Source organism: Microbacterium mcarthurae (assembly GCF_046064585.1).
Taxonomy (GTDB): Bacteria; Actinomycetota; Actinomycetes; order Actinomycetales; family Microbacteriaceae; genus Microbacterium; species Microbacterium mcarthurae.
This window is the reverse complement of record NZ_JAROCE010000001.1, coordinates 145,245-170,867: the sequence shown is the minus strand read 5'-3', so window position 1 is coordinate 170,867 and position 25,623 is coordinate 145,245. Positions and strand designations below refer to the sequence as shown.

Sequence of the window (25,623 nt, the reverse complement as noted above, 5' to 3'; positions counted from 1 at the left end):
CCATGCTTCGCGTGCTCACGGCCGGGGAATCCCACGGCCCCGAACTGGTCGCCCTCATGGAGGGGATGCCGGCCGGTGTCCCGATCTCGCCCGCCCAGATCCGCGCCGACCTGGCGCGCCGCAAGCTCGGCTACGGTCGCGGCTCGCGCATGAAGTTCGAGGAAGACGAGCTGACGCTCTCGACCGGCATCGTCCACGGCTTCACGATCGGCAGCCCGATCGCCCTGCGCATCGGCAACACCGAGTGGCCGAAGTGGGTCGAGGTCATGAGCCCCGAGCCCGTCGAGCTCTCGGACCGCTCCCGCGGGCGCGGTGCCGCGCTCACGCGTCCGCGTCCGGGCCACGCCGACCTCGTCGGCATGCAGAAGTACGGCTTCGACGAGGCACGACCGATCCTGGAGCGCGCCTCTGCCCGCGAGACCGCCGCTCGCGTCGCGCTCGGCGCGGTGGCCCGCGCGTTCCTCGGCGAGCTCGGCATCCGGCTCGTGAGCCACACGCTCTCGATCGGCCCCGTGCGTGTACCCGAGGATGCCGCCCTGCCGGCGCCCGACGACGTCGATGCACTCGACGCCGATCCGCTGCGCTGCTTCCACGCCGAGACCTCCGCCGCGATGGTCGCCGAGGTCGACGACGCGAAGAAGTCCGGCGACACACTCGGCGGCATCGTCGAGGTCTTGGCCTACGGCCTGCCTCCGGGGCTCGGTTCGCACGTGCAGTGGGACCGCCGGCTGGATGCCAAGCTCGCCCAGGCGCTCATGAGCATTCAGGCGATCAAGGGCGTCGAGGTCGGCGACGGCTTCCTCACCACCACCCGCCGCGGATCGCAGGCGCACGACGAGCTGTTCGCCACCGCCGACGGCATCACCCGCTCGTCCGACCGCGCGGGCGGTACCGAGGGAGGTATGTCCACCGGCACGGTCCTGCGGGTGCGCGCGGGGATGAAGCCCATCGCGACGGTCCCGCACGCACTGCGCACCGTCGACGTCGCTACGGGCGATACCGCCGCCGCACACCACCAGCGCTCCGACGTGTGCGCCGTCCCGGCCGCGGGCGTCGTCGCCGAGGCGATGGTCGCGATCACCCTCGCCGACGCGGTGCTGGAGAAGTTCGGCGGCGACAACGTCTCCGAGACCCGCCGCAACCTCGAGTCGTACCTCGCGCACCTCCCCGAGACACTGCGCACCACGGACGCCTCGGACACGGCGCTGCTCGCGCATGACCTCGGCTGAGGCCGGTCAGGGCGCCCTCGTCTTCATCGGACCGATGGGTGCCGGAAAGACGAGTGTCGGGCGCCGGGTGGCCCGCACCCTCGGCTTGCCGTTCCGCGACAGCGACAAGATCGTCGTCCGGGACCACGGTCCGATCCCGGAGCTGTTCGCCCAGCACGGCGAGGCGCACTTCCGAGACCTCGAACGTGCGGCCGTGGCCGAGGCTCTCGCCGCCGGGGGAGTGGTCGCGCTCGGCGGGGGCGCGGTGCTCGACCCGCGAACCCGCGAACGCCTCGCCGACCATCGCGTCGTGCTGTTGACGGTGGCGCCGAACGTCGTGGCATCCCGGATCCACGGCGACGGGCGCCCGCTGCTACAGGGCGAGGACCCCGTGCAGCGCTGGCTGCGCATCTACGAGGAGCGGCGTCCGCTCTACGAATCCACCGCGCACATCACCTTCGACACGTCGTCGGGCCCGCTGTCGCGCGTCGTCGACGAGATCGTGGCCTGGGCGCAGCGCGCCCCGGCCCAGGAGACCCCATGACCGACACCACCACCATCACCGTCGCCGGTGACCCCGGCTACGACATCACGATCGGCCGCGGGCTGCTCGCGACCCTCGGAGAGGTGCTGCCTCCCGCGGCGCAGAAGGTGCTCATCGTGCACCCCCCGACCCTCGCGGCCCAGGCCGAGGCGTTGCGCGCCCAGCTCGTGGGCGACCGTCAGGTCCTTCTCGCGGAGATCCCGGATGCCGAGCAGGGCAAGCGCATCGAGGTCGCGGCGTTCTGCTGGCAGGTGATGGGCCAGGCGGACTTCACGCGCACGGATGCCGTCATCGGGTTCGGCGGCGGAGCGGTCACCGACCTCGCCGGGTTCGTCGCCGCCACGTGGCTCCGGGGGGTGGCGATCGTGCAGGTCCCCACGACCGTCCTGGCGATGGTGGACGCCGCGGTAGGGGGCAAGACCGGCGTCAACACCGCCGAGGGGAAGAACCTCGTGGGGGCCTTCTGGCCGCCTCACGCCGTCGTCTGCGACCTCGATCTGCTCGACACGCTGTCGCGCAATGAGGCCACGGCAGGGTTCGCCGAGGTCGTGAAGGCCGGGTTCATCTGGCATCCGGAGATCCTCGACCTCATCGAGGCCGACCCCGGGAACATCGTGGACCCGCGCGGCGACGCGTTCCGCCGGTGCATCGAACTCGCGATCGACATGAAGGCCCGCGTGGTGGGGGAGGACCTGCGCGAGGCGGGCCTGCGCGAGGTGCTGAACTACGGGCACACGCTCGGTCACGCCATCGAACACGCCGAGCGGTACCGGTGGCGTCACGGCGCCGCGATCTCGGTCGGCATGGTCTTCGCCGCCGAACTGTCGCGCCTGGCCGGCCGGCTGTCGGATGACGTCGCCCAGCGCCACCGCACGGTGCTGGAGTCACTGGGCCTTCCGACGACCTACCGCGCCGGGGCGTTCCAGACGCTGAAGGCGACGATGCAACGCGACAAGAAGAGCCGCGGCGCCATGCTTCGCTTCATCGTGCTCGACGACCTCGCCCGGCCCACGGTGCTGCAGGCGCCTGACGAGTCGCTGCTGTTCGCGGCGTACCAGGAGGTCGGGGCGTGAGCACGCCGCGTCGTCTTCTTCTGGTCAACGGACCGAACCTGAACCTGCTCGGAACGCGCCAACCCGAAATCTACGGTCGCGACACCCTCGCCGACGTCGAGCGCCTGACCGCCGAGGCCGCGGCGCGGAACGGTCTCGAGGTCCGGGCGGTGCAGAGCAACCACGAAGGCGTGCTCATCGACGCGATCCACGCCGCCCGGCTCGATTGCGCCGGCATCGTGATCAACGCCGGCGGGTACACGCACACCTCCGTCGCGCTGCGGGACGCCCTGGCATCCGTCGATCTCCCGGTGGCCGAGGTGCATATCTCGAACATCAAGGAGCGCGAGAGCTTCCGGCAGTTCTCGTACATCGAAGACGTCGCCGTGGTGCACGTCATCGGCGAAGGGGTGACCGGCTACGCCCGCGCGGTCGACCTCCTCGTCGAGGTCATCACCGGCCGCGCGGACGGCTGAGCGCCCCATCGCGTAGACTCGACCGCTGGGCGCGCGCCGCAGCGACGCGCCACCGACTCACGAAACGGAACATCGAAGCTCATGGCATCCACCGCAGACATCAAGAACGGCGTCGTCCTCAACATCGACGGTCAGCTCTGGAGCGTGGTGGAGTTCCAGCACGTCAAGCCCGGCAAGGGCGGTGCGTTCGTGCGCACCAAGCTGAAGAACGTCATGTCCGGCAAGGTCGTCGACAAGACGTTCAACGCCGGTGCCAAGGTCGACATCGAAAACGTCGACCGCCGCGACTTCACCTACCTCTACAACGACGGCGAGGGCTTCGTCTTCATGGACGTCGCCGACTACGACCAGATCACCGTGGGCGCCGCGACCGTCGGCGACGCCGCCAACTTCCTGCTCGAGAACCAGCAGGTGCAGATCGCCCTCAACAACGGCAACCCGCTCTACATCGAGCTTCCGCCGTCCGTCGTGCTCGAGGTCACCTACACCGAGCCGGGCCTTCAGGGCGACCGCTCGTCCGCCGGCACGAAGCCCGCGACCGTCGAGACCGGCTACGAGATGCAGGTTCCGCTGTTCCTCGAGACCGGCACGAAGATCAAGGTCGACACTCGCACCGGCGAGTACCTCGGCCGCATCAGCTGACCTTGAGCGCCCGCACCAAGGCGCGCAAGCGCGCCCTCGACATCCTGTTCCAGGCCGACGTCCGCGGCGAGGAGCTGCCCGTCATGCTCGCCGCCGAGGCCAAGCGCGCGGCATCCGAGCCCGATCGCCAGGCATCGTGGCTGTACGCCCGCGACATCGTGGACGGCGTCATCGACAACCGTGAGGCGATCGACGAGCAAATCACGACCTTCGCGAAGGATTGGTCGCTGCAGCGCATGCCCGCGGTGGACCGCGCGCTGCTGCGCATCGGGGCGTGGGAGATCCTCTACAACGACGACATCCCCACGGCGGTCGCGATCGACGAGGCGGTCGAGCTCGCCAAGGAGTTCTCGACCGACGACTCCGGTTCGTTCGTGCACGGCGTCCTCGCCCGGATCGCCCGCTCGTCCTGACGATCGGCGACGTGCTCTCGCGGCGGCGCCGGGCACGCGTAAACGCGATTCGCGCGCATAAACGCGTGGGCAGCGCGTTTCTGCGCGCCGATCGCGTTTATGCATGCTCGGACACCGCTGCCGGGCGGCCGGTGGTGTCGGTGGTCGAAGGCAGGATCGACATATGACCACGTGGCGCCGCCTGCTCCCCGACGCCGAACGCCCGGGCTTCGAGGCGCTCGCGCTCGGCATCGAGCTGCGCCAGCGCGAGGCGTACGACCCGTCGCGGTGGGAGGCGCGGTCCGTCGACCCCGTCACTCCGCGCATGCTCGCGCAGCGGCAGGACGAGCTGCAGCTCGTGGCGCGTCCGCTCGTGCGCGGCGCGCGCGAGGCGTGGATCCGGGCGGATGCCACATGGGACGCGGTCCGTCGATCCCGCGGACGCTTCGATCCGGCGCACATCGCGTGGTTCGCCGAACTCCACGCCCTCGCCCAGGCGATGCGGACCACCGGACCCTTCGTGGCCGCGAGCGACACGGTCGTCCTCGACACGATCGCGTCGCCGTTGCTGTGGCCGCACCTACGCGCGGCCGCGGGGCTCGGCATCCCCCTCGTCGCGATGCACCCGCAGCAGACCGTGCGGATGGCCGACGCGGCGATCGCCCGGGTGGCGGTGGAGACCGCGAGAGGCGGGGCACTGCGTCTTGCCGCCGCCATCGAGATCGACGGACAGACGGTGGATGCCACGCACGTGCGGCCCGTGGGCACGGCGGGGATCTTCTCGTTCGAGGTCGACCGCGACCCCATCCCGCTGGTCCTCGCCGCCGCGTCGCTGCCCGAGCCCCTGCCCGCCCTGCTGACAGACGGGCCGGTGGTCGTGCCGGGGGAGGACGCGGCCGAGTTCCTCCGTGAGGCGTACCCGCGGCTCGCACGACGGGTGCCGCTCGCCGTGGCCCCGGGTGTCCCCGCTCCGCCACCGCCGCGACCGACGCTCCAGGTGACGGTCACATACCGCGACGACGAGGATGTCGACTACGCGCTCGACTGGGTGTATCCGGGCGGGATCCGGGCCGCGTACGGCAGTCCGATGGATACCGAGCGCGACGCCCGAGCCGAAGCCGAGATCGCGGGGCGCGTCGACGCGGCGTGGGCGGAGCGCGCCGACCTGCCGGTCCGACCCCGCGCGACGCTGCGCGATGCCGACGCCGCGGTGTTCGCGACACGGGTGCTACCGGCCCTCGACCCCCTCGACGACGTTCGCGTCGTGACGCGGGGAACGGTTCCGGCGTTTCGCGAGCTGCGGGGAGATCCGGCGCTGACGATCACCGCCGTGCCGTCGCCCGACCGCGACTGGTTCGACCTCGGCATCGTCGTCGTGATCGACGGACGCACGATCCCGTTCGGCACGCTGTTCACCGCGCTCTCGCGCGGGCGCACTCGCATCAAGCTCTCCGACGGGGCGTGGTTCTCGCTCGCGCACCCCGCGCTGCAACGGCTTCGGGATTTGCTCGAGGAGGCCGCTGCGCTCGACGAGTGGGAGACCGGCCCTCGCATCCCGCGCCGCCACCTCGCCCTATGGAGCGACTTCGAAGACCTCGCCGACGAATCCGCCGCCGCCGTGGAGTGGCGCGATCTGGCGCGAGCGCTGCGGGACGTGTCGTCCGTCCCTTCCCCTCCGACGCCGCCCGGCTTCCGCGCCGAGCTGCGCCCGTATCAGCGCGAGGGTCTCGCGTGGCTCGCGCTGCTCCACGCGCACCGGCTCGGTGGCATCCTCGCCGACGACATGGGTCTGGGGAAGACGGTGCAGATCCTGGCGCTCATCGCGCACGCGCGCGGTGCGGGCGATCACCGCCCGTGGCTCGTCATCGCGCCCACGTCGGTGCTCCCCACGTGGGCCGCGGAAGCCGCGCGTTTCGCGCCGAATCTGCGCGTGGTCACGGTCGAGGCGACCGCCGTGCGGCGGACCCGGACGATCGCGCAGACCGCCGTCGACGCCGACATCGTCGTCGCGCCCTACGGGGTTGTCCGCATCGACGACGCCGAGTTCGCGGCGACGGAGTGGGCGGGCGTCGTGCTCGATGAGGCGCAGTTCGTGAAGAATCCCGCGACCCGGATCCATCGCGCCGTCGCTGCGCTTCGCGCGGACTCGGTCTTCGCGGTCACGGGCACGCCGATCGAGAACGGCCTCGACGACCTGTGGGCGCTGCTGGCCCTCACCGCCCCCGGGCTGTACCCGTCGGCGCGGCGCTTCCGCGAAGAGTACGTCCGCGCGATCGAGCAGCTGCCCTCCGACGCGCCCACCGAGCTCTCGGCCGCCGCCTCGGCAGAACACCGCCGCGGCAGCCTCGCGCGATTGCGATCGCGCGTGCGCCCGTTCCTGCTGCGACGCACGAAGGACGTCGTCGCCGCCGACCTCCCGCCCAAGCAGGAGCAGACGATCGCGGTGCCGCTCAGCCCCGCTCACCGGGAGCTGTACGACCGCGTGCTGCAGCGCGAGCGTCAGAAAGTGCTCGGGCTCCTCGACGATCTCGACCGGCAGCGCTTCATCGTCTTCCGCTCGATCACGCTGCTCCGGATGCTGGCCCTGGCCCCCGGTCTCGTCGACGAACGCGACGCCCACTTCGGGTCGGCGAAGCTCGACGTCCTGCTCGAACGCCTGGTCGAGGTGGCATCCGAGGGCCATCGTGCGCTGGTGTTCAGTCAGTTCACGTCGTTCCTCGATCAGGCGGCGGATCGTCTGGATGCCGCGGGCCTGGCCTATGCCCACCTCGACGGCTCGACATCACGACGCGGCGACGTCGTGGAGGGGTTCCGCGGGGGAGACGCCCCGGTGTTCCTCATCAGCCTCAAGGCGGGCGGCTTCGGCCTGACGCTCATCGAGGCGGAGTACGTCTTCCTCCTCGATCCGTGGTGGAACCCCGCCGCCGAGACCCAGGCGATCGATCGCACGCACCGCATCGGCCAGACCCGGAGCGTGTTCGTCTACCGGCTCATCGCGGCCGGAACCATCGAGGAAAAGGTGCTCGAGCTGCAGCAGCGCAAGGCCGCGCTGTCGCGCGCGGTGCTCGACGACGGAGAGGCCTTCGCCAGGGCGCTGGATGCCGACGACATCCGCGGCATCCTCGGCGGCTGAAGCCGCGCGCCGCGCCCACCGCGGCCTCAGGCGACCCGCGCGTAGACTCGATGGGTTCTCACGGACAGGAGCGACATGAAGATCACCGGCCTCGGCCACGCGGGCATGTTCATCGAAACGACGGGCGGCAGCATCCTCTGCGACCCCGTCATCGGTCCGAGCTTCTTCGGCTCATGGTTCCCGTTCCCCGACAACCGTGCGCTCGACTGGGAGCGCTTCGGTGCGGCCGACTTCCTCTACATCTCGCACCGTCACCGCGATCACTTCGATCCGGCGATGCTCGAGCGCTACGTCTCGAAGGACATCAAGGTCCTCCTCCCCGAGTACCCCACCGACGATCTCGAGCAGGACCTCATCGCACTCGGGTACACCAACCTCGTTCGCACCGAGGCGGGGGTTCCGCTGCAGTACGGCGACCTGAAGATCATGGTCACGCCGCTCCGCGCGCCCTCGGACGGGCCGATCGGCGACTCGTCGCTGTCGGTCGACGACGGCACCGCGTCGATCCTCAACCAGAACGACTCGCACCCGCTGGACCTCGAGAAGCTGTTCAACTTCGGCAAGCCCGACGCGTACTTCACCCAGGTCTCCGGCGCGATCTGGTGGCCCATGGTCTACGACCTGCCCGAGGACGCGAAGCAGAATTTCGCCCAGCTCAAGCGCGACGCGCAGAACAAGCGGGCGATGTACTACATCGAGAAGGTGGATGCCGCGCACGTCTTCCCCATGGCGGGCCCGCCGATGTTCTTGCGAGAGGCGCTCTTCCGCTACAACGGCACGGGCCTGGAGAACGACTCGATCTTCACCGATCAGCGGGAGTTCCTCGCGCACATGAAGGAGCTGCGCCCCGATCAGAAGGGGTACCTGTTCCTCCCCGGCACCGAGGTCGACGTGCAGCACTCCGACGTCACGGTCACGCAGACGCTGTACACGGACGCCGAGATCGACCGCATCTTCGGTGACAAGTGGGACTACCTCGCCGAGCAGCGCGACAGCCGCCAGGCCGAGATCCAGGCCGAGGAGGCCTCCCGCGCCGAGATCATCCCGCCCGCCGAGATGCTCGCGGCACTGAAGGAGTGGTGGGAGCCGCTCCTGCGCCGTGCCCGCACAATCCGCAACGGCGTGGGCGGCATGGTGCGGTTCCGCATCGGCGAGCTCGACATGGTCGTGGACTTCCCGAAGGCGAAGCTGCGCGAGTACGCCGGCGAAGAGTGCATCTACTGGTACACCATCCCCGCCGACCTGGTGTCGACGAACATCCGCGACCACGAGATCGACTGGTCCAACTCGATCTTCCTCTCGATGCAGTTCGAGGTGGGCCGCTCGGGCAAGTTCAACGAGTTCCTCACGACGTTCCTGAAGTGCTTGTCGCGCGACCGCATCGAGTACGTCGAGAACTGGTATGCCGAGCAGTCCGACCAGACCGAGGATGCCGAGATCGACGGCTGGACGGTCCAGCGCCGGTGCCCCCACCTGCGCGCCGACCTGACCAAGACCGGCAAGATCGAGGACGGCATCCTCACCTGCTCGCTGCACGACTGGAAGTGGGACCTGGCTTCGGGCCGCTGTCTGACGACCACCGGGCACCCGATCCGGTCGACCCCCTCGGGCCTGGCGAAGGAGAAGGCGGCGAGCGTCGCCGCAGGCTGACGCCGGCGGCGCTGAGCTCTCTCGCCCGCGCCCCGCCACGCATAAACGCTCTCCGCGCGCAGAAACACGTGCGCACCGCGTTTATGGAGGCGAAAAGCGTTTATGCGTGGCAGCCGGATGCCATCCCGAACACCCGGCACGCGAGGAACCCACGCGACACTCCCGCGCCCACCCGCTAAGCTGATCTCGAACCACGGCAACCTTTAACCCCGTCCCGTGAGGCGGAGAAGGGAGCAGCGGATGAGTACGCGCACCGTCTTGCACGATGCCGACATCGCCCGCGCTTTGACGCGCATCTCGCACGAGATCCTGGAGTCCAACAAAGGACCGGAAGGGCTCGTCCTCCTCGGCATCCCGACCCGCGGGGTCACGCTCGCGGAGCGCATCGCTCCGCTCATCAGCGAGTTCGGGGGAGCGGCCGTCCCGGTCGGCGCCCTCGACGTGACGATGTACCGCGACGATCTGCACCGCAACCCGACGCGCGCGCCGCACGCGACCCGCATCCCCGCGGGGGGCATCGACGGCAAGGTCGTCGTGCTCGTCGACGACGTGCTGTTCTCGGGACGCAGCATCCGGGCCGCGCTCGACGCCCTGCAGGACATCGGTCGCCCCTCCGCCGTGCGACTGGCGACCCTCATCGACCGCGGTCACCGCGAGCTGCCGATCCGCCCCGACTTCGTGGGGAAGAATCTGCCCAGCGCGCGGGACGAGCGGGTGAACGTGCGCCTCGCCGAGGTCGACGGCATCGAAGAGGTGACGATCGAATCATGAGGCACCTCCTCGACACCCGCGATCTGGCGCGCACCGAGGCCCTCGAGATCCTCGACGTCGCGGAGGACATGGCCGACACCCAGCGCCGCGAGGTCAAGAAGCTCCCCACGCTGCGCGGCAAGACCGTGGTCAACCTGTTCTTCGAGGATTCCACGCGCACCCGCATCTCGTTCGAGGCGGCGGCCAAGCGTTTGAGCGCGGACGTCATCAACTTCTCCGCGAAGGGATCCAGCGTCAGCAAGGGCGAGTCGCTCCAGGACACCGCCCAGACCCTGCAGGCGATGGGAGCGGATGCCGTCGTCATCCGCCACGGAGCCTCAGGCGCTCCGCGCACCCTCGCCACCAGCGGCTGGATCACGGCCGGGGTCGTCAACGCCGGCGACGGCACGCACGCGCATCCCACGCAGGCCCTCCTGGACGCGTTCACGATCCGCAAGCGCCTGTTCGGCGACGACAGCCGCGGCCGGGGGCTCGACGGCATCCGGGTCACGATCGTCGGCGACATCCTCCACTCCCGCGTGGCGCGGTCGAACGTGTGGCTGCTGCACACGCTCGGCGCGCACGTCACGCTCGTGGCCCCGCCCACACTCATCCCGCAGGACGTCAGCGGCTGGCCCGTCGAGGTGCAGTACGACCTCGACCGCGCGATCGCCGCGGGGCCGGACGCGCTGATGATGCTGCGCATCCAGCTCGAGCGCATGAATGCCGCCTATTTCCCGACTGAACGGGAGTATTCCCGGCGCTACGGCCTTGATGCGCGGCGCCTGGACGCGCTGCCGGACGGTAGCATCGTTCTGCACCCGGGTCCGATGAATCGCGGCCTGGAGATCTCCGCCGAAGCCGCCGACTCCCCGCGCTCGACGGTTCTCGAGCAAGTGGCGAACGGCGTCTCCGTGCGCATGGCCGTGCTGTATCTGCTGCTGGCGGGCGCACGGACCGACTCCGAGAAAGAGGACCTCCGATGAGCCACGCCCCCTCCCACACCCTGCTGGTGCGCGGCGCGCGGATCGAGGGTCAGGATGCCACCGACCTCCTCGTGCGCGACGGTGTCATCGCCGAAACCGGCACGGGCCTCTCCCACGCCGGCGCGACCGTCGTGGATGCCGACGGCCTCATCGCTCTGCCGGGCCTGGTCGACCTCCACGTGCACCTGCGCGAGCCCGGGTACGAGGCATCCGAGACCGTCGCCACCGGGTCGCGCGCGGCCGCGGCGGGAGGCTTCACCACCGTCTTCGCCATGCCCAACACCTCACCCGTCGCCGACACCGCCGGCGTCGTCGAACAGGAGCTCGCGCTCGGCGAGGCCGCCGGGTATGTGCACGTGCAGCCCATCGGCGCGGTCACGGTGGGCCAGAAGGGCGAGCGTCTCGCCGAGCTCGGCGCCATGGCCGACTCCCGCGCGCGCGTGCGGGTGTTCAGCGACGACGGCTTCTGCGTCTTCGACCCGCTCATCATGCGGCGCGCGCTGGAGTACGTGAAGGCCTTCGACGGCGTCATCGCCCAGCACGCGCAGGACCCGCGCCTGACCGAGGGCGCGCAGATGAACGAGGGCGCCGTCTCCGCAGAGCTGGGCCTCACCGGATGGCCGGCGGTCGCGGAGGAGTCGATCATCGCGCGCGATGTCCTGCTCGCCGAGCACGTGGGCTCGCGCCTGCACGTCTGCCACCTGTCGACCGCCGGTTCGGTCGACATCATCCGGTGGGCCAAGAAGCGGGGCGTGAACGTCACCGCCGAGGTGACACCGCACCACCTGCTGCTGACCGACGAGCTCGTCCGCGGCTACGACGCCCGCTTCAAGGTGAACCCGCCGCTGCGGCGCGAAGAGGACGTCCGCGCGGTGCGCGAGGGCCTGGCCGACGGCACGATCGACATCGTCGCCACCGACCACGCGCCGCACCCCGCGGAGGTGAAGTCGTGCGAGTGGGCGGCCGCCGCGAACGGGATGGTGGGGCTCGAGAGCGCGCTGCGCGTCGTCCACCACGCCATGGTCGAGACCGGGCTGCTCGACTGGAGCGACGTCGCGCGCGTGATGTCGCAGAACCCGGCCCGCATCGGACGCCTCGAGGGCCATGGCACCCCGCTGGTGGCGGGTCTGCCCGCGAGCTTCACGCTGTACGACCCCCGCCCCGCCCGCACATTCGGCCTCGACGACCTCCGCGGGCGCAGCAAGAACTCGCCATACCTCGGCCGCGAACTGCCGGGTGAGGTCCGCTGGACCGTGCGCGCCGGCATCCCCACCGTCGTCGACGGCGCGGTGCTCGAGACCCCGGGGGTGCTCGCGTGACGCGCGAAGGCGCCCTGCTGGTCATGGCCGGCGTCGCCGTCGCGGTGCTGGCACTCCTCGCCTGGGCATGGGTGCGACGAACGCGGCGCGATGCGCGCTACACCGCCCCGGTGGGAGAGCTTCCCGACGGCGCCGTGGAGACGGGTGTGTTCCCGGGCCTCTACGTCGCGACCACGCGGCACGGAGAGCCCCTGGAACGCCTCGCGATCCGCGGCCTCGGGTTCCGCTCCCGCGTGGACGTCACGGTCACCTCGGCCGGGATCGCCCTCGACCTGCCGGGCCAGCCTCGCATCGCGCTCACCCGCGACCGCCTCGTGGATGCCGCTCAGGCCACGGTCGCGATCGACCGCGTGGTCGAACGTGACGGCCTGACCCGCATCAGCTGGCGCATCGACGATGACACCGTCGTCGACACCTACATCCGACCCCAGGATGCCTCGGCTCGATCCCTCGCCGACGCCATCCGTCCGCTCATCTCGACAGGAAGCGACGCATGACCGCCCTGATCTCCCCTCCGCGCATCTCGCGCGACCCCGCCGTCCTCGTGCTCGAAGACGGCACCCGTTACCCCGGCCGCGCGTACGGTGCCCGCGGCGAGACCTTCGGCGAGGTCGTCTTCGCCACCGGCATGACCGGCTACCAGGAGACCCTCACCGACCCGTCCTACGCGGGGCAGATCGTCCTGCAGACCGCCCCGCACATCGGCAACACCGGGGTCAACGCCGAAGACCCCGAGTCCCGCCGCATCTGGGTCGCCGGCTACGTCGTGCGCGACCCCTCGCGCGTCGTTTCGAACTGGCGCGCGGACCGCTCGCTCGACGACGCCCTCGTCGAGGACGGGATCGTCGGCATCTCCGGCATCGACACGCGCGCCGTGACCCGTCGCATCCGCTCCTCGGGCAGCATGCGCGGCGGCGTGTTCTCGGGCGAGGCCGCGAGCCTCGACGCCGACGAGCAGCTGCGCCGCGTCCTGGCGGCCCCGGGTATGGCCGGCCGCAACCTCTCGGCCGAGGTGTCCGTCACCGAAGTCGAAGTGACCCCCGCGACAGGGGAGCGCATCGGCAACCTCGCGGTGCTCGACCTCGGCGTCAAGCAGTCCACGATCGACAACCTCGCCGCCCGCGGGTTCGACGTGCACGTCTTCCCGCAGTCCGCGACGATCGACGAGATCCGCGCGATCGGGCCCGTCGCCGCGTTCTACTCCAACGGTCCGGGCGACCCGGCCGCGAGCGACCAGCACGTGCAGCTGCTGCGCGCGGTGCTCGACGACGGCCTGCCGTTCTTCGGCATCTGCTTCGGCAACCAGCTGCTCGGCCGCGCGCTCGGCTTCGGCACCTACAAGCTGCCGTTCGGGCACCGCGGCATCAACCAGCCGGTTCTCGACAAGACGACCGGCCGCGTCGAGATCACCTCGCAGAACCACGGCTTCGCCGTCGAGGCGCCGCTGGACGCCGTCGTCGACAGCCCGCACGGCTACGGCCGCGTCGAGGTGAGCCACATCGGTCTCAACGACAACGTCGTGGAGGGTCTGCGCGCCCTCGACATCCCGGCGTTCAGCGTGCAGTACCACCCCGAGGCCGCCGCCGGCCCGCACGACGCCAACTACCTTTTCGACCGCTTCCGCGACATGGTGCTCGCGACCCAGGAGACGAAGAAGAATGCCTAAGCGCGACGACATCCGCTCCGTCCTCGTCATCGGTTCCGGCCCGATCGTCATCGGTCAGGCCTGCGAGTTCGACTACTCCGGCACGCAGGCGTGCCGCGTCCTCCGCGAGGAGGGCGTCCGTGTGATCCTCGTCAACTCCAACCCGGCGACGATCATGACCGACCCCGACTTCGCCGACGCGACCTACATCGAGCCGATCACCCCCGAGGTGATCGAGACGATCATCGCGAAAGAGAAGCCGGATGCCATCCTCCCCACGCTCGGCGGCCAGACGGCCCTGAACGCCGCGATGGCGCTGCACGACCGCGGCATCCTGGTCAAGTACGGCGTGGAGCTCATCGGCGCGAAGGTCGACGCGATCCGCAAGGGCGAAGACCGCCAGATCTTCAAGGAGCTCGTCATCGAGTCGGGGGCCGACGTCGCCGACTCGGTGATCTGCCACTCGATGGAGGAGCTGCTCGCCGGCGCGGAGAAGCTCGGCTACCCGCTCGTGGTGCGCCCCTCGTTCACGATGGGCGGCCTCGGCTCGGGCTTCGCCTACGACGAGGCCGATCTCCGTCGCATCGGTGGTGCGGGTCTGCACGACTCGCCCACGCACGAGGTGCTGCTCGAGGAGTCGATCCTCGGGTGGAAGGAGTACGAGCTCGAGCTCATGCGCGACACCCACGACAACACGGTCGTCGTCTGTTCCATCGAGAACGTCGACCCCGTGGGCGTGCACACCGGCGACTCGATCACCGTCGCTCCCGCGCTCACCCTGACCGACCGCGAGTACCAGAAGATGCGCAACATCGGCATCGACATCATCCGGGCGGTGGGCGTGGACACCGGGGGCTGCAACATCCAGTTCGCCGTCGACCCGGCGACCGGGCGCATCATCGTCATCGAGATGAACCCGCGCGTCTCGCGTTCCTCCGCTCTGGCGTCCAAGGCCACCGGCTTCCCGATCGCCAAGATCGCGGCGAAGCTCGCCATCGGCTACCGCCTCGACGAGATCCCCAACGACATCACCAAGGTGACGCCGGCGAGCTTCGAGCCCACGCTCGACTACGTCGTGGTGAAGGTGCCGCGGTTCAACTTCGAGAAGTTCCCCGCCGCCGACACGACCCTCACGACCACCATGAAGTCGGTGGGCGAGGCGATGGCGATCGGCCGCAACTACACCACGGCCCTCCAGAAGGCGCTGCGCTCGCTCGAGAAGCGCGGTTCCAGCTTCCACTGGGGCGAGGAGTCGCGGTCGGTCGAGGAGCTCCTCGAGATCTCGAAGACCCCGACCGACGGCCGTATCGTCGTGCTGCAGCAGGCACTGCGCCTGGGCGCGACGCCCGCGCAGGCGTTCGAGGCCACCGCGATGGACCCGTGGTTCATCGATCAGATCGTTCTCATCAACGAAGTCGCCGAGATGATCCGCACGGCCGGCGAGCTGGATGCCGAGACCCTGCGCCTCGCGAAGGAGCACGGCTTCAGCGACGCGCAGATCGCGCAGATCCGCGGTCTCGACGAGGCCGAGGTGCGCGGCATCCGTCACTCGCTGGACGTGCGTCCGGTCTACAAGACGGTCGACACGTGCGCGGGGGAGTTCCCGGCGCTCACGCCGTACCACTACTCCAGCTACGACTGGGAGACCGAGGTCACGCCGTCCGACCGCACCAAGGTCGTCATCATCGGCTCGGGCCCCAACCGCATCGGTCAGGGCGTGGAGTTCGACTACTCGTGCGTGCACGCGTCGTTCGCCCTGTCGGACGCCGGCTACGAGACCATCATGGTCAACTGCAACCCCGAGACCGTTTCCACGGACTACGACACCAGCGACCGCCTGTACTTCGAGCCGCTGACGCTCGAGGACGTGCTCGAGGTCCTGCACGCCGAGAGCCAGTCGGGCACGATCCTCGGCGTGGTGTGCCAGCTCGGCGGTCAGACGCCGCTCGGGCTCGCCAAGGGCATCGAGGCCGCCGGATACACCATCCTCGGCACGAGCCCCGCCGCAATCGACCTGGCCGAGGAGCGGGAGCTGTTCTCGCGCCTGCTCGACGACGCCGGCCTCATCGCCCCGCGCAACGGCACGGCGATCGACGTCGAGGGCGCCGTCCAGGTCGCCGAGGAGATCGGCTACCCGGTACTCGTCCGCCCCAGCTTCGTGCTCGGCGGTCGCGGCATGGAGATCGTGTACTCGACCGATGCGCTGCGCGACTACTTCGTGCGCGTGGCCGACCAGGCGATCATCGGCCCCGGCCTGCCGCTGCTGGTCGACCGCTTCCTCGACGACGCGATCGAGCTCGACGTCGACGCGCTCTACGACGGCACCGATCTGTACATCGGCGGCGTCATGGAGCACCTCGAAGAGGCCGGCATCCACTCGGGCGACTCGTCCTGCACGCTGCCGCCGGTCAGCCTCGGCCGCACCGAGGTCGACCGCGTCCGCGAGGCGACACTCGCCATCGCGAAGGGAGTGGGGGTGCGCGGGCTGCTGAACGTGCAGTTCGCCATCTCCGCCGGTGTGCTCTACGTCATCGAGGCGAACCCCCGCGCGAGCCGCACCGTGCCGTTCGTGTCGAAGGCGCTCGGCATCCCGCTCGCCAAGGCCGCCAGCCGCATCATGGCCGGCAGCACCGTCGCCGAGCTCATCGCCGAGGGCCTGCTGCCCGAGAACGACGGGTCGCGGGTGCCGCTGGACGCCCCGGTCGCGGTCAAGGAGGCGGTGCTGCCGTTCAAGCGGTTCCGCACCGCCGACGGGCACACCGTCGACTCGGTGCTCGGGCCCGAGATGCGCTCCACGGGCGAGGTCATGGGCATCGACCGCGACTTCCCGACCGCGTTCGCCAAGTCCCAGGAGGCCGCGTACGGCGGCATGCCCACCTCGGGCACCGTGTTCATCTCCGTCGCCGACGCCGACAAGCGCGCAGTGATCCTGCCCGCGCACCGGCTGCAGGAGCTCGGCTTCGAACTCATGGCCACCGAGGGCACGGCCGAGATCCTCGCGCGCAACGGCATCCGGGTGGAGGTCGTGGAGAAGTACTCCGAGACGCATGGTTCCGGTCAGCCGAACGTGGTCGACCTCATCAACGCCGGCGAGATCGACATGATCGTCAACACGCCCAGCGGTGGCACGGCGCGCGCCGACGGATACGAGATCCGCGCCGCTGCCGTCGCCGCCGACAAGGCCCTGTTCACCACGATGGCCGTGCTCGGCGCCGCGGTGAGCGCTCTGGGGGCGATGAAGGACGGCTTCGAGGTGCGCAGCCTCCAGGAGTACGCCGTCGACCGCGCGAGCCGCCGATGAGCGAGACGTTCGGTCAGCGCCTCGCGACGGCGCTCGAGACCCACGGCGCCCTGTGCGTCGGCATCGACCCCCACGCCGCCCTGTTGTCGGCGTGGGGGCTGGATGCCACCGCCGACGGCGCGCGTGAGTTCGGTCTGCGCGTGGTCGAGGCCGCCGCCGGCCGCGTGGGGGTCGTGAAGCCCCAGGTGGCGTTCTACGAGCGGTTCGGATCGCGCGGCTTCGCGGCCCTCGAGGATGTCCTGGCCGCGGCCCGCGCGGCGGGACTGATCGTCATCGCCGACGCCAAGCGCGGTGACATCGGAACGACGATGGCGGGCTACGCCGCAGCGTGGCTCGAGCCCGGTTCCCCCCTCGAGGCGGATGCCGTGACACTCACGCCGTACCTCGGAGCCGATTCTCTGCGCGAGACGCTCGCCGTCGCTCTGCGCGCCCGCAAAGGTGCGTTCGTCCTCGCCGCCACCAGCAACCCGGAGGCGCGCGCGATCCAGAGCGCCGTCGTTCCGGACGCGCTGGCGGTCGGCGATGACGAGCACGTCGCCGCGCGCGTCGCGCACGATGTGAACGAAGCGAATCTGGGCCTCCCCGGCGCGCTCGGCTCGGTGGGGGTCGTCGTGGGCGCCACCGTGGACCGCGCGGCCTTCGGTCTCGACGACATCACCCTCGCGGGCATGCCGATCCTGGCCCCCGGTTTCGGGGCCCAGGGCGCCGACCCCGCCGATCTCGGGCGGCTGTTCGGCTACGTCGCGAAGGCCGTCGTGGCCAACGAGAGCCGCAGTGTGCTCGCGGTGGGTCCCGCGCGCCTGGCTGAGCGGATCGAGGAGCGCGCCGACCTGTACCGTAGATCACTGCATGTCTGACTCCCGCCGTCCCCCCGAAGTCGATCGCGCCGCTGCCTCCCGCCGCGCGGTCGCTGCGCGCCGCGAGCGCGCCGCCCTCAAGCGCGACGTCGCCACGCGCGTTATCACGCCGCAGGAGCTGCTGCGGCGCGGCCTGGCCGACCCGCTCTCGGCGGCCGGTGCCATGCGCGTGACCGAGTTCCTCACGGCGATCCCCGCGATCGGCGAGAGCAAGCGCGATCGCATCCTGGCATCCCTGGGCATCTCGCCCGTGAAACGGCTCGGCGGCCTCGGTTCGCGTCAGCGCGACGCGCTGCGCGCGTACCTCGACGCCCGGTGGCCCGAGCCCGGTCCGCGTGCGGGGCGAAGTCGCCTCGTCGTTCTCGCCGGACCCACCGCGGTCGGCAAGGGAACGGTGGCGGCGTACATCAAGGAGCATTTCCCCGAGATCCACCTCTCGGTGTCGGCGACGACCCGCGCGCCGCGCCCGGGAGAGGTCGATGGAGAGCACTACTACTTCGTCGACGACGCCGAGTTCGATCGTCTCGTCCAGACGGGGGAGCTGCTCGAGTGGGCGACGGTTCACAACACGCACCGCTACGGCACCCCGCGGGCGCCCATCGACCGTGTCCTCGCGGAGGGGGGAACGGCGCTGCTCGAGATCGACCTGCAAGGCGCCCGACAGGTGCGGGCCGCCGATGCGAGTGCCACGCTGGTGTTCCTGCTGCCCCCGAGCTGGGACGAACTGGTGCAGCGGCTGGTCGGTCGAGGAACCGAGGATGCCGAGGAGCGTGCCCGCCGACTCCGGACGGCTCGCACCGAGCTGGCGGCGCAGAACGAGTTCGATTACCGCGTCGTCAACGACGAGGTCGCGCGCGCCGCGACCGAGGTGGTGGCTCTCGCGGCCCAGTGAGCCGGCGCGCCGCCCCGTCGCGACGGCCCCGTGACGCTGCATTGCGAAAAATGACCGTGCGATTCGCGGGCGGGTGACCCGAGGCGCCACGCTGGGGCCATGCCCGGATCACCCGTCATCACGGACGCCGACACCGCTCGCGCCGCCGCGCCCGCGTCGCGCGCGGGCGTCGGCCGGGTCACTCTTTCCGGGGTGGCGCGCACGTTCCCGACGGCCCAGGGGCCGCACGCGGTGCTTCGCGGCGTCGACCTCGACATCGCCCCGGGGGAGATCGTCGCGATCGTCGGTGCGTCCGGATGCGGCAAGTCGACCCTCCTGCGCCTGCTCGGGGGACTGGATGCCGCGAGCGAGGGGACGATCGCCCTCGACGGCACCGCGGTCGCCGACACCGACGACCGCACCGCGAGCGCCTTCCAAGAACCGCGGCTCCTGCCGTGGCGGACGATCGCCGAGAACGTCGCGGTCGGCCTCCCGCGCGGCGTACGAGGCTCGGCAGCCCGCGCGCGGGTCGCGGAACTGCTCGACCTCGTCGGGCTGACGGCGGCATCCCGGCGTCGCCCGAGCGAGGTGTCGGGGGGCATGGCGCAGCGCGCCTCCCTCGCTCGTGCTCTCGCGCGCGACCCCGAAGTGCTCCTGCTCGACGAGCCCTTCGGCGCGCTGGACGCGCTCACGCGGCTGCGCATGCAGGACCTGCTGCTCGACATCCATACGGCCCGACCCACCACGATCGTGCTCGTCACGCACGACGTCGAGGAGGCGCTGTACCTCGCCGATCGCGTGCTGCTGCTGCGCGCGCTCGATACCGACCCGACGACGACATCGATCGCCCGGGTCACCGCGGTTCCCGGCATCCGTCCGCGCGATCGGGCCGACCGCACGTTCACCGATCTTCGCGCCGCCCTGCTCGACGGGCTCGGCGTCGACACCCATCACCGACCGCACCCGTCCCAGGAGAACCGATGACCCTTCCGCTGCGCCGCGCCCTTCCTTCGATCGTCCTCGTCGGGGCCCTGATGCTCGGCACGACGGGCTGCATCGCCGGTGAGAACGCCTCCGCGAACGACGACGCCGCCGCCGGCGAAAGCGGGTCGTGGTCGACCGACACGCTGAGCATCGACTTCGCCACGTACAACCCGCTGAGCCTCGTCGTGAAGGACCAGGGTCTCATCGAGAAGGCCCTGGGCGACGACGTCACGGTCGAGTGGGTGCAGTCCGCCGGCTCGAACAAGGCCAACGAGTTCCTGCGCTCGGGTTCGGTGGACGTGGCCTCCACCGCCGGCTCGGCCGCCCTGCTGGCGCGCGCGAACGGCTCGCCCATCCACGTCATCGACATTTTCTCTCAGCCGGAGTGGTCGGCCCTGGTCGTCCCCGCCGACAGCACGATCACATCGGTCGCCGATCTCAAGGGCGCGTCGATCGCGGCGACGCCGGGCACCGACCCCTACTTCTTCCTGCTGCAGGCGCTCGAGACCGCGGGCCTCAGCGTCGCGGACGTTCAGGTGCAGAACCTGCAGCACGCGGACGGCCGCGCCGCGCTAGAGTCGGGCGCCGTCGCGGCATGGGCCGGACTGGACCCGATCATGGCCGCCGCCGAGTCCGAGTCCGACGCGAAACTGCTCTACCGGAACGTCGACTTCAACTCGTACGGCTTCCTCAACGCCACCGAAGAGTTCGTCACGGATCACGCCGACGTCGCGCAGGTGGTCGTCGACGCCTACGAGGAAGCCCGCACCTGGGCCCTCGCCCACCCCGACGAGACGGCTCAGCTGCTGGCGTCGGTCGCCGGCATCGACCCGGCGGTGGCGACGACCGTGATCACCGAGCGCTCCAACCTGGACGTCAGCGGCATCCCGGGGGAGGCGCAGCTCGCCGTGCTCCGCAAGATCGCCCCCGTCCTGGTGGAGTCCGGCTCGGTGCAGGGCGGTGACGACGCCGTGCAGAAGGCGCTCGACGAGATCGTCGACGACCGCTTCGCCCGCGACGCCCTCGACGACTGATGACAGCGCCTTCCTCGCTGCGCTCCGACACCGCGGCTGCGACGACGCCGCGCGGCACGCGCGGTTCCGGGTCCCGCACGCTGTGGCGTGTCGCAGGCGGGCTCCTGCTGCCCGCGGTGCTGTTGCTGGCGTGGCAGACGGTCACGGCGACGGGTCTGGTTCCGGCGTACCGCCTGCCGCCCCCGGCCTCGGTGGTCACGGCCGCCGTCGAGCTGGCGCGCACGGGCGAGCTGTGGTCGAGCATCGCCATCTCGGTGCAGCGCGTGGTCCTGGGCTTCCTCATCGGCTCGACCGCCGGCGTCGCGGCGGCCGCGGCGGTGGGTCTGACCCGCATCGGCGACATCCTGCTGAGCCCCACGCTGGCGGCGGTGCGGGCGATTCCCTCGCTCGCTCTCGTGCCTCTGCTGTTGTTGTGGATGGGCATCGGGGAGGACTCGAAAGTCGCGCTGATAGCGATCGGGGCGTTCTTCCCCGTCTTCACGACCGTGAGCCTCGCCCTCCGTCACGTCGATCCGCGCCTGGTGGAGATGGGGCGCACGTTCAGCCTGCGCGGATGGCACCTGTTCCGCACGGTGCAGCTCCCGGCCGTGATCCCCTCCCTCATGTCGGGTCTGCGGCTGGCGATGGCCCAGTCGTGGCTGTTCCTGGTCGCCGCGGAGCTCATCGCGGCATCCATGGGTCTGGGGTATCTGCTGACCCTGTCGCAGCAGACGGGGCGGGTGGATCGCATCCTGCTGACGATCGTGCTCCTCGCCCTGCTCGGAACGCTGTCGAACGCCCTCCTGGGGCTCGTGCAGCGTCGCCTGCTCGGGAGATGGACATGAGCGAGACGACCGAGGCACGTCTGACCGAGAGCCGTTCCTACCCGGCTCCCGCGTCGTTCGCGGCGCAGGCGAACGTGACCGCCGAGGCCTACGCCCGCGCCGAGGCCGATCCGGTGGAGTTCTGGTCCGACGCCGCCCGACGACTCGAGTGGGCGCGTCCCTGGGACACCGCCCTGGAGTGGCAGCCGCCGGTGGTCGCGGACAATGGTGAGCTCGGCGTTCCGCAGGCGCGATGGTTCGACGGCGGCGAGCTCAACGTCGCGGTGAACTGCGTCGACCGCCACGTCGCCGCGGGCCGCGGCGAGAAGACGGCCGTGCACTTCGAGGGGGAGCCCGGCGACCGTGAGAGCGTCACGTACGCGGAGCTGCAACGCCGGGTCGCCCGTGCCGCCCACGCGCTCGAGGGCCTGGGAATCGGTCCGGGGGACCGCGTCGTGGTCTACCTGCCCGTCCTCCTCGAGACGCTCGTCGTCACGCTCGCGTGCGCGCGAATCGGCGCCGTGCATTCGCTCGTCTTCGGCGGGTTCTCGGCCGAGGCCGTGCGCTTCCGTCTCGAGGACACGGGGGCGAAGCTGCTCGTCACCAGCGATGGACAGTTCCGCCGGGGGAGTGCGGTCGAGGTCAAGTCGACCGCGGATGCGGCCGCCCGGGATCTGCCGCACCTCGAGCACGTCCTCGTCGTTCGTCGAACGGGTCACGACGTGCCCTGGACACACGGACGCGACGTCTGGTGGCACGACGTCGTCGACAGCGCACCCGATGTGCACCACGCGCGGGCGTTCCCCGCCGAGCACCCGCTGTTCATCATCTACACCTCGGGCACGACCGGAAAGCCCAAGGGCCTCGTCCACACGTCCGGCGGCTACCTGACGCAAGCGAGCTGGGCGCACTGGGCGCACTTCGACGCCAAGCCCGAAGACGTGCACTGGTGCACCGCGGATCTGGCCTGGGTCACCGCGCACACCTACGAGATCTACGGGCCCCTCTCCAACGGGCTCACGCAGGTGATCTACGAGGGGACACCGGATGCCCCCCGTCGTGAACGACACCTCGAGATCATCGAACGGTACGGCGTCACGGTGTACTACACCGCCCCGACGCTCATCCGCACCTTCATGACGTGGTTCGGAGACGATCTCCCCGACGGCTACGACCTCTCGAGCATCCGTCTCCTGGGCACCGTCGGCGAGGCGATCAACCCCGCCGCGTGGGTGTGGTTCCGGCGCACCTTCGGGCGCGACGAGGTCCCCGTGGTCGATACGTGGTGGCAGTCCGAGACCGGGGCCGCCATGATCGCACCGCTCCCGGGGGTCACGACCCTCAAGCCCGGATCGGCGACGATACCGCTCCCCGGCATCGACGCCGCCGTGGTCGACGAGACGGGGCGAGAGGTGGAACCCGGGCGATCCGGAACTCTCGTCGTGCGGCGCCCGTGGCCCGGCATGGCCCGCACGGTGTGGAACGACCCGCGGCGTTACCGCGACGCCTACTGGTTGACGTATGCAGGGCACGGTCCCTTCGGCGGGTACTACGTCGCCGGCGACGGAGCCACGCGCGACGCCGACGGATACATCTGGATCCTGGGACGCCTCGACGACGTCGTGAACGTCTCCGGCCACCGGCTCTCCACGATCGAGATCGAATCGGCGCTCGTCGCCCACGACGACGTCGGAGAGGCGGCCGTCGCGGGCGTGCCCGATGCGACCACCGGTCAGGCGGTGGTCGCGTTCGTCGTGGCCTCCGGCGAGCGCGACATGCACCCGGAGCCCTTGCGCCGCCAGGTGGCGCACGCGATCGGTCCCATCGCCAAACCCCGGCACGTCGTGTTCGTGCCCGATCTGCCCAAGACTCGTTCGGGCAAGATCCTCCGGCGGCTGCTCGTTCAGCTCTGGTCGGCCGAGCACGACCGTCGGGCCGGCCGCACACCCGCCCCCCTCGGCGACACCACGTCGCTGCAGAACCCGGATGCCGTCTTGCGCATCGCCGACGCGCTCACCCGCGTCTGACCCCGAAGGACACCCATGACCCAGGATCACCGTTTCGGCTTCCGAACGCGCGCACTGCACGCGGGCGGTACGCCGGACGCCGCGACCGGAGCACGCGCCGTGCCGATCTACCAGACGTCGTCCTTCGTCTTCGACGGAGCGGCGGATGCCGGGAACCTCTTCGCCCTGCAGAAGTACGGCAACATCTACTCGCGCATCGGCAACCCGACGGTCGCCGCGCTCGAGGAGCGTCTGGCCTCGCTCGAGGGCGGGATCGGTGCCGTCGCCACGGCTTCGGGGATGAGCGCGGAGTTCATCGCCTTCGCCGCCCTCGTCGGGCCCGGTGACCATGTGGTCGCCTCCGCTCACCTGTACGGCGGAACGGTCACGCAGCTGGATGTGACGCTGCGTCGCTTCGGCGTCGAGACGACGTTCGTGGCCTCCAGCGACCCGGCCGACTATGCCGCCGCCATCCGCCCCGAGACGAAGGTGCTCTACGTCGAGACCATCGGCAACCCCTCGGGGGAGATCGCCGACATCGCCGGCCTCGCCGAGGTCGCGCACGCGGCCGGCATCCCGCTCATGGTCGATTCCACGCTCGCCACCCCGTACCTCGCGCGTCCCCTCGAGCACGGGGCGGACATCGTCATCCACTCCGTCACGAAGTTCCTCGGCGGGCACGGCACCACCCTCGGCGGTGTGGTGGTCGAGAAGGGCACCTTCGACTGGGGCAACGGCAAGTTCCCGCAGATGACCGAGCCCGTGGACTCCTACGGCGGCATCCGCTGGTGGGACAACTTCGGCGAGTACGGGTTCCTCACGCGACTGCGCAGCGAGCAGTTGCGCGACATCGGACCTGCGCTGAGCCCGCAGTCGGCTTTCCTCCTGCTCCAGGGGATCGAGACGCTGCCGCAGCGCATCGATGCGCACCTGGCCAACGCGCGCATCGTCGCCGAATGGTTGGACTCGGATCCGCGGATCTCGTATGTGACGTGGGCCGGGCTGCCCGGCCACCCGCACCACGATCGCGCGCAGACCTATCTGCCGCTCGGCCCCGGATCCGTCTTCGCCTTCGGCGTGCGTCCTCCCGCCGCCGACACCGCAGCGGATGCCGCCCGGCGAGCGGGGGAGGCCGTCATCGACGCCCTGCAGCTGGCATCCCACCTCGCGAACATCGGGGACGCACGGACACTGGTCATCCACCCGGCATCGACGACCCACCGCCAGTTGACGGATGCGCAGCTCGCACAAGCCGGTGTCGCCCCGGACCTCATCCGGATCTCGGTCGGGCTGGAGGATGCGGAGGACATCCTGTGGGATCTGGACCAGGCGCTCGTCGCCGCGACAGGAGTGACCCGATGACCGACGTGACCGGCGCCGCGTGCGCCCTCCCCGCCGTTCCGGCACCCGAGACGCCTTCCGAGCGGACGTGGCAGGGGCCCGGGGCGCAGGCGCGCTTCGCGCTGCTGCGCTCGGCGCGTTCGATCGCGCTCGTCGGGGCCTCGGACAACCCCGCGCGTGCGAGCTACTTCGTCGGGACCTATCTGCTGAGCAGTTCGCCGTACGAGGTGTACTTCGTCAATCCGCGTGCTGAGACGATCCTCGGTCGCCCGGCGTACGCCTCGTTGGCGGATCTCCCGGCGGTGCCCGACATCGTGGACGTCTTCCGCCGCCACGACGACCTGCCCTCCGTCGCGGAGGAAGCCGTCGCGGTCGGCGCGTCGACGCTGTGGCTCCAGCTCGGCTCCTGGCACGAGGGCGCGGCGGCCATCGCCGAGGACGCCGGGCTGTCGGTGGTGATGGACCGGTGCGTGAAGATCGAGCACGCGCGCTTCCACGGCGGGCTGCACCTCGCCGGTTTCGACACGGGCGTGGTCAGCGCGAAGCGGCAACAGCTGAGCCGCCCCGCCGGCCTGTAGAATAGGTCAATGCGCGCTTTCGGGCGCGCCCTCAGACAATCCCGCCGAACC

The 25,623-nt window shown here is 70.5% G+C and carries 22 protein-coding genes; all 22 read left to right on the top strand.

All coding sequences use genetic code 11. The features are described from left to right. Positions 1 to 2 precede the first annotated feature (2 nt). The 22 genes from aroC to P5G46_RS00695 all read left to right on the top strand — a co-directional run bounded on the left by aroC (position 3) and on the right by P5G46_RS00695 (position 25,572). Positions 3 to 1,229, top strand: coding sequence for a chorismate synthase (gene aroC, locus P5G46_RS00800; protein ID WP_408904747.1), 1,227 nt, complete (start codon positions 3 to 5; stop codon positions 1,227 to 1,229). Then, positions 1,216 to 1,752: a shikimate kinase gene (locus P5G46_RS00795; protein ID WP_408904746.1), complete on the top strand. Its 537-nt coding sequence runs from the start codon at positions 1,216 to 1,218 to the stop codon at positions 1,750 to 1,752. Before aroC ends, P5G46_RS00795 begins: the two co-directional genes overlap by 14 nt. After that, the gene (gene aroB, locus P5G46_RS00790; protein WP_375095639.1) at positions 1,749 to 2,825 is read left to right on the top strand and encodes a 3-dehydroquinate synthase; all 1,077 of its coding nucleotides are present in this window, start codon (positions 1,749 to 1,751) and stop codon (positions 2,823 to 2,825) included. Before P5G46_RS00795 ends, aroB begins: the two co-directional genes overlap by 4 nt. Then, the gene (locus tag P5G46_RS00785) at positions 2,822 to 3,280 is read left to right on the top strand and encodes a type II 3-dehydroquinate dehydratase (protein ID WP_408904745.1); all 459 of its coding nucleotides are present in this window, start codon (positions 2,822 to 2,824) and stop codon (positions 3,278 to 3,280) included. Before aroB ends, P5G46_RS00785 begins: the two co-directional genes overlap by 4 nt. Before the next feature lie 81 nt (positions 3,281 to 3,361). Further along, complete coding sequence (gene efp, locus P5G46_RS00780; RefSeq protein WP_239276094.1) at positions 3,362 to 3,922, top strand: elongation factor P; 561 nt, start codon at positions 3,362 to 3,364, stop codon at positions 3,920 to 3,922. A 2-nt stretch (positions 3,923 to 3,924) separates the two neighbouring features. Continuing rightward, positions 3,925 to 4,335, top strand: a complete 411-nt coding sequence (gene nusB, locus P5G46_RS00775; protein ID WP_239276095.1) for a transcription antitermination factor NusB — start codon at positions 3,925 to 3,927, stop codon at positions 4,333 to 4,335. Between the two features lie 163 nt (positions 4,336 to 4,498). Continuing rightward, a complete protein-coding gene (locus tag P5G46_RS00770; RefSeq protein WP_408904744.1) occupies positions 4,499 to 7,447 on the top strand; it encodes a DEAD/DEAH box helicase in 2,949 nt (982 codons plus the stop codon). Between the two features lie 75 nt (positions 7,448 to 7,522). Continuing rightward, complete coding sequence (locus P5G46_RS00765) at positions 7,523 to 9,097, top strand: Rieske 2Fe-2S domain-containing protein (RefSeq protein WP_408904743.1); 1,575 nt, start codon at positions 7,523 to 7,525, stop codon at positions 9,095 to 9,097. Positions 9,098 to 9,337: 240 nt separating this feature from the next. After that, positions 9,338 to 9,868 carry a bifunctional pyr operon transcriptional regulator/uracil phosphoribosyltransferase PyrR gene (gene pyrR, locus P5G46_RS00760; RefSeq protein ID WP_239276098.1) on the top strand — a complete coding sequence of 177 codons (531 nt, stop codon included), beginning with the start codon at positions 9,338 to 9,340 and terminating at the stop codon, positions 9,866 to 9,868. Further along, positions 9,865 to 10,833 (top strand): aspartate carbamoyltransferase catalytic subunit, encoded by a 969-nt coding sequence (locus tag P5G46_RS00755; RefSeq protein WP_408904742.1) that lies wholly within the window; start codon positions 9,865 to 9,867, stop codon positions 10,831 to 10,833. Before pyrR ends, P5G46_RS00755 begins: the two co-directional genes overlap by 4 nt. Further along, positions 10,830 to 12,152, top strand: a complete 1,323-nt coding sequence (locus P5G46_RS00750) for a dihydroorotase (protein WP_408904741.1) — start codon at positions 10,830 to 10,832, stop codon at positions 12,150 to 12,152. Before P5G46_RS00755 ends, P5G46_RS00750 begins: the two co-directional genes overlap by 4 nt. After that, entirely contained in the window at positions 12,149 to 12,649 is a 501-nt protein-coding gene (locus P5G46_RS00745) for a PH-like domain-containing protein (RefSeq protein ID WP_408904740.1), read from the top strand. The genes P5G46_RS00750 and P5G46_RS00745 overlap by 4 nt, the downstream gene beginning before the upstream one ends. Continuing rightward, the gene (gene carA, locus P5G46_RS00740; RefSeq protein WP_408904739.1) at positions 12,646 to 13,818 is read left to right on the top strand and encodes a glutamine-hydrolyzing carbamoyl-phosphate synthase small subunit; all 1,173 of its coding nucleotides are present in this window, start codon (positions 12,646 to 12,648) and stop codon (positions 13,816 to 13,818) included. The genes P5G46_RS00745 and carA overlap by 4 nt, the downstream gene beginning before the upstream one ends. Beyond that, positions 13,811 to 17,098 (top strand): carbamoyl-phosphate synthase large subunit, encoded by a 3,288-nt coding sequence (gene carB, locus P5G46_RS00735; RefSeq protein WP_408904738.1) that lies wholly within the window; start codon positions 13,811 to 13,813, stop codon positions 17,096 to 17,098. Before carA ends, carB begins: the two co-directional genes overlap by 8 nt. Continuing rightward, positions 17,095 to 17,955, top strand: coding sequence for an orotidine-5'-phosphate decarboxylase (gene pyrF, locus P5G46_RS00730; RefSeq protein ID WP_408904737.1), 861 nt, complete (start codon positions 17,095 to 17,097; stop codon positions 17,953 to 17,955). Before carB ends, pyrF begins: the two co-directional genes overlap by 4 nt. Next, complete coding sequence (gene gmk / locus P5G46_RS00725; protein WP_408904736.1) at positions 17,948 to 18,847, top strand: guanylate kinase; 900 nt, start codon at positions 17,948 to 17,950, stop codon at positions 18,845 to 18,847. Before pyrF ends, gmk begins: the two co-directional genes overlap by 8 nt. 99 nt (positions 18,848 to 18,946) lie before the next feature. Continuing rightward, a complete protein-coding gene (locus P5G46_RS00720) occupies positions 18,947 to 19,810 on the top strand; it encodes an ABC transporter ATP-binding protein (RefSeq protein WP_239276106.1) in 864 nt (287 codons plus the stop codon). Next, positions 19,807 to 20,844: an aliphatic sulfonate ABC transporter substrate-binding protein gene (locus P5G46_RS00715; protein WP_239276107.1), complete on the top strand. Its 1,038-nt coding sequence runs from the start codon at positions 19,807 to 19,809 to the stop codon at positions 20,842 to 20,844. Before P5G46_RS00720 ends, P5G46_RS00715 begins: the two co-directional genes overlap by 4 nt. Continuing rightward, positions 20,844 to 21,668: an ABC transporter permease gene (locus P5G46_RS00710; RefSeq protein WP_408904735.1), complete on the top strand. Its 825-nt coding sequence runs from the start codon at positions 20,844 to 20,846 to the stop codon at positions 21,666 to 21,668. Before P5G46_RS00715 ends, P5G46_RS00710 begins: the two co-directional genes overlap by 1 nt. Further along, entirely contained in the window at positions 21,665 to 23,674 is a 2,010-nt protein-coding gene (gene acs / locus P5G46_RS00705) for an acetate--CoA ligase (protein ID WP_408904734.1), read from the top strand. The genes P5G46_RS00710 and acs overlap by 4 nt, the downstream gene beginning before the upstream one ends. A gap of 15 nt (positions 23,675 to 23,689) precedes the next feature. Next, complete coding sequence (locus P5G46_RS00700) at positions 23,690 to 25,015, top strand: O-acetylhomoserine aminocarboxypropyltransferase/cysteine synthase family protein (RefSeq protein ID WP_408904733.1); 1,326 nt, start codon at positions 23,690 to 23,692, stop codon at positions 25,013 to 25,015. Further along, entirely contained in the window at positions 25,012 to 25,572 is a 561-nt protein-coding gene (locus P5G46_RS00695) for a CoA-binding protein (RefSeq protein ID WP_408904732.1), read from the top strand. The genes P5G46_RS00700 and P5G46_RS00695 overlap by 4 nt, the downstream gene beginning before the upstream one ends. The last annotated feature ends 51 nt before the right edge of the window (positions 25,573 to 25,623 follow it).

What these genes read in the sequence shown, in the direction of transcription:
- pyrF (WP_408904737.1), top strand. Translation starts at nt 17,095, where the DNA reads ATGAGCGAGACGTTCGGTCAGCGCCTCGCGACGGCGCTCGAGACCCAC.
- aroC (WP_408904747.1), top strand. Translation starts at nt 3, where the DNA reads ATGCTTCGCGTGCTCACGGCCGGGGAATCCCACGGCCCCGAACTGGTC.
- carA (WP_408904739.1), top strand. Translation starts at nt 12,646, where the DNA reads ATGACCGCCCTGATCTCCCCTCCGCGCATCTCGCGCGACCCCGCCGTC.
- P5G46_RS00715 (WP_239276107.1), top strand. Translation starts at nt 19,807, where the DNA reads ATGACCCTTCCGCTGCGCCGCGCCCTTCCTTCGATCGTCCTCGTCGGG.
- gmk (WP_408904736.1), top strand. Translation starts at nt 17,948, where the DNA reads ATGTCTGACTCCCGCCGTCCCCCCGAAGTCGATCGCGCCGCTGCCTCC.
- aroB (WP_375095639.1), top strand. Translation starts at nt 1,749, where the DNA reads ATGACCGACACCACCACCATCACCGTCGCCGGTGACCCCGGCTACGAC.
- P5G46_RS00750 (WP_408904741.1), top strand. Translation starts at nt 10,830, where the DNA reads ATGAGCCACGCCCCCTCCCACACCCTGCTGGTGCGCGGCGCGCGGATC.
- P5G46_RS00755 (WP_408904742.1), top strand. Translation starts at nt 9,865, where the DNA reads ATGAGGCACCTCCTCGACACCCGCGATCTGGCGCGCACCGAGGCCCTC.
- P5G46_RS00710 (WP_408904735.1), top strand. Translation starts at nt 20,844, where the DNA reads ATGACAGCGCCTTCCTCGCTGCGCTCCGACACCGCGGCTGCGACGACG.
- P5G46_RS00700 (WP_408904733.1), top strand. Translation starts at nt 23,690, where the DNA reads ATGACCCAGGATCACCGTTTCGGCTTCCGAACGCGCGCACTGCACGCG.
- acs (WP_408904734.1), top strand. Translation starts at nt 21,665, where the DNA reads ATGAGCGAGACGACCGAGGCACGTCTGACCGAGAGCCGTTCCTACCCG.
- P5G46_RS00765 (WP_408904743.1), top strand. Translation starts at nt 7,523, where the DNA reads ATGAAGATCACCGGCCTCGGCCACGCGGGCATGTTCATCGAAACGACG.
- pyrR (WP_239276098.1), top strand. Translation starts at nt 9,338, where the DNA reads ATGAGTACGCGCACCGTCTTGCACGATGCCGACATCGCCCGCGCTTTG.
- P5G46_RS00720 (WP_239276106.1), top strand. Translation starts at nt 18,947, where the DNA reads ATGCCCGGATCACCCGTCATCACGGACGCCGACACCGCTCGCGCCGCC.
- carB (WP_408904738.1), top strand. Translation starts at nt 13,811, where the DNA reads ATGCCTAAGCGCGACGACATCCGCTCCGTCCTCGTCATCGGTTCCGGC.
- efp (WP_239276094.1), top strand. Translation starts at nt 3,362, where the DNA reads ATGGCATCCACCGCAGACATCAAGAACGGCGTCGTCCTCAACATCGAC.
- P5G46_RS00770 (WP_408904744.1), top strand. Translation starts at nt 4,499, where the DNA reads ATGACCACGTGGCGCCGCCTGCTCCCCGACGCCGAACGCCCGGGCTTC.
- P5G46_RS00695 (WP_408904732.1), top strand. Translation starts at nt 25,012, where the DNA reads ATGACCGACGTGACCGGCGCCGCGTGCGCCCTCCCCGCCGTTCCGGCA.
- P5G46_RS00795 (WP_408904746.1), top strand. Translation starts at nt 1,216, where the DNA reads ATGACCTCGGCTGAGGCCGGTCAGGGCGCCCTCGTCTTCATCGGACCG.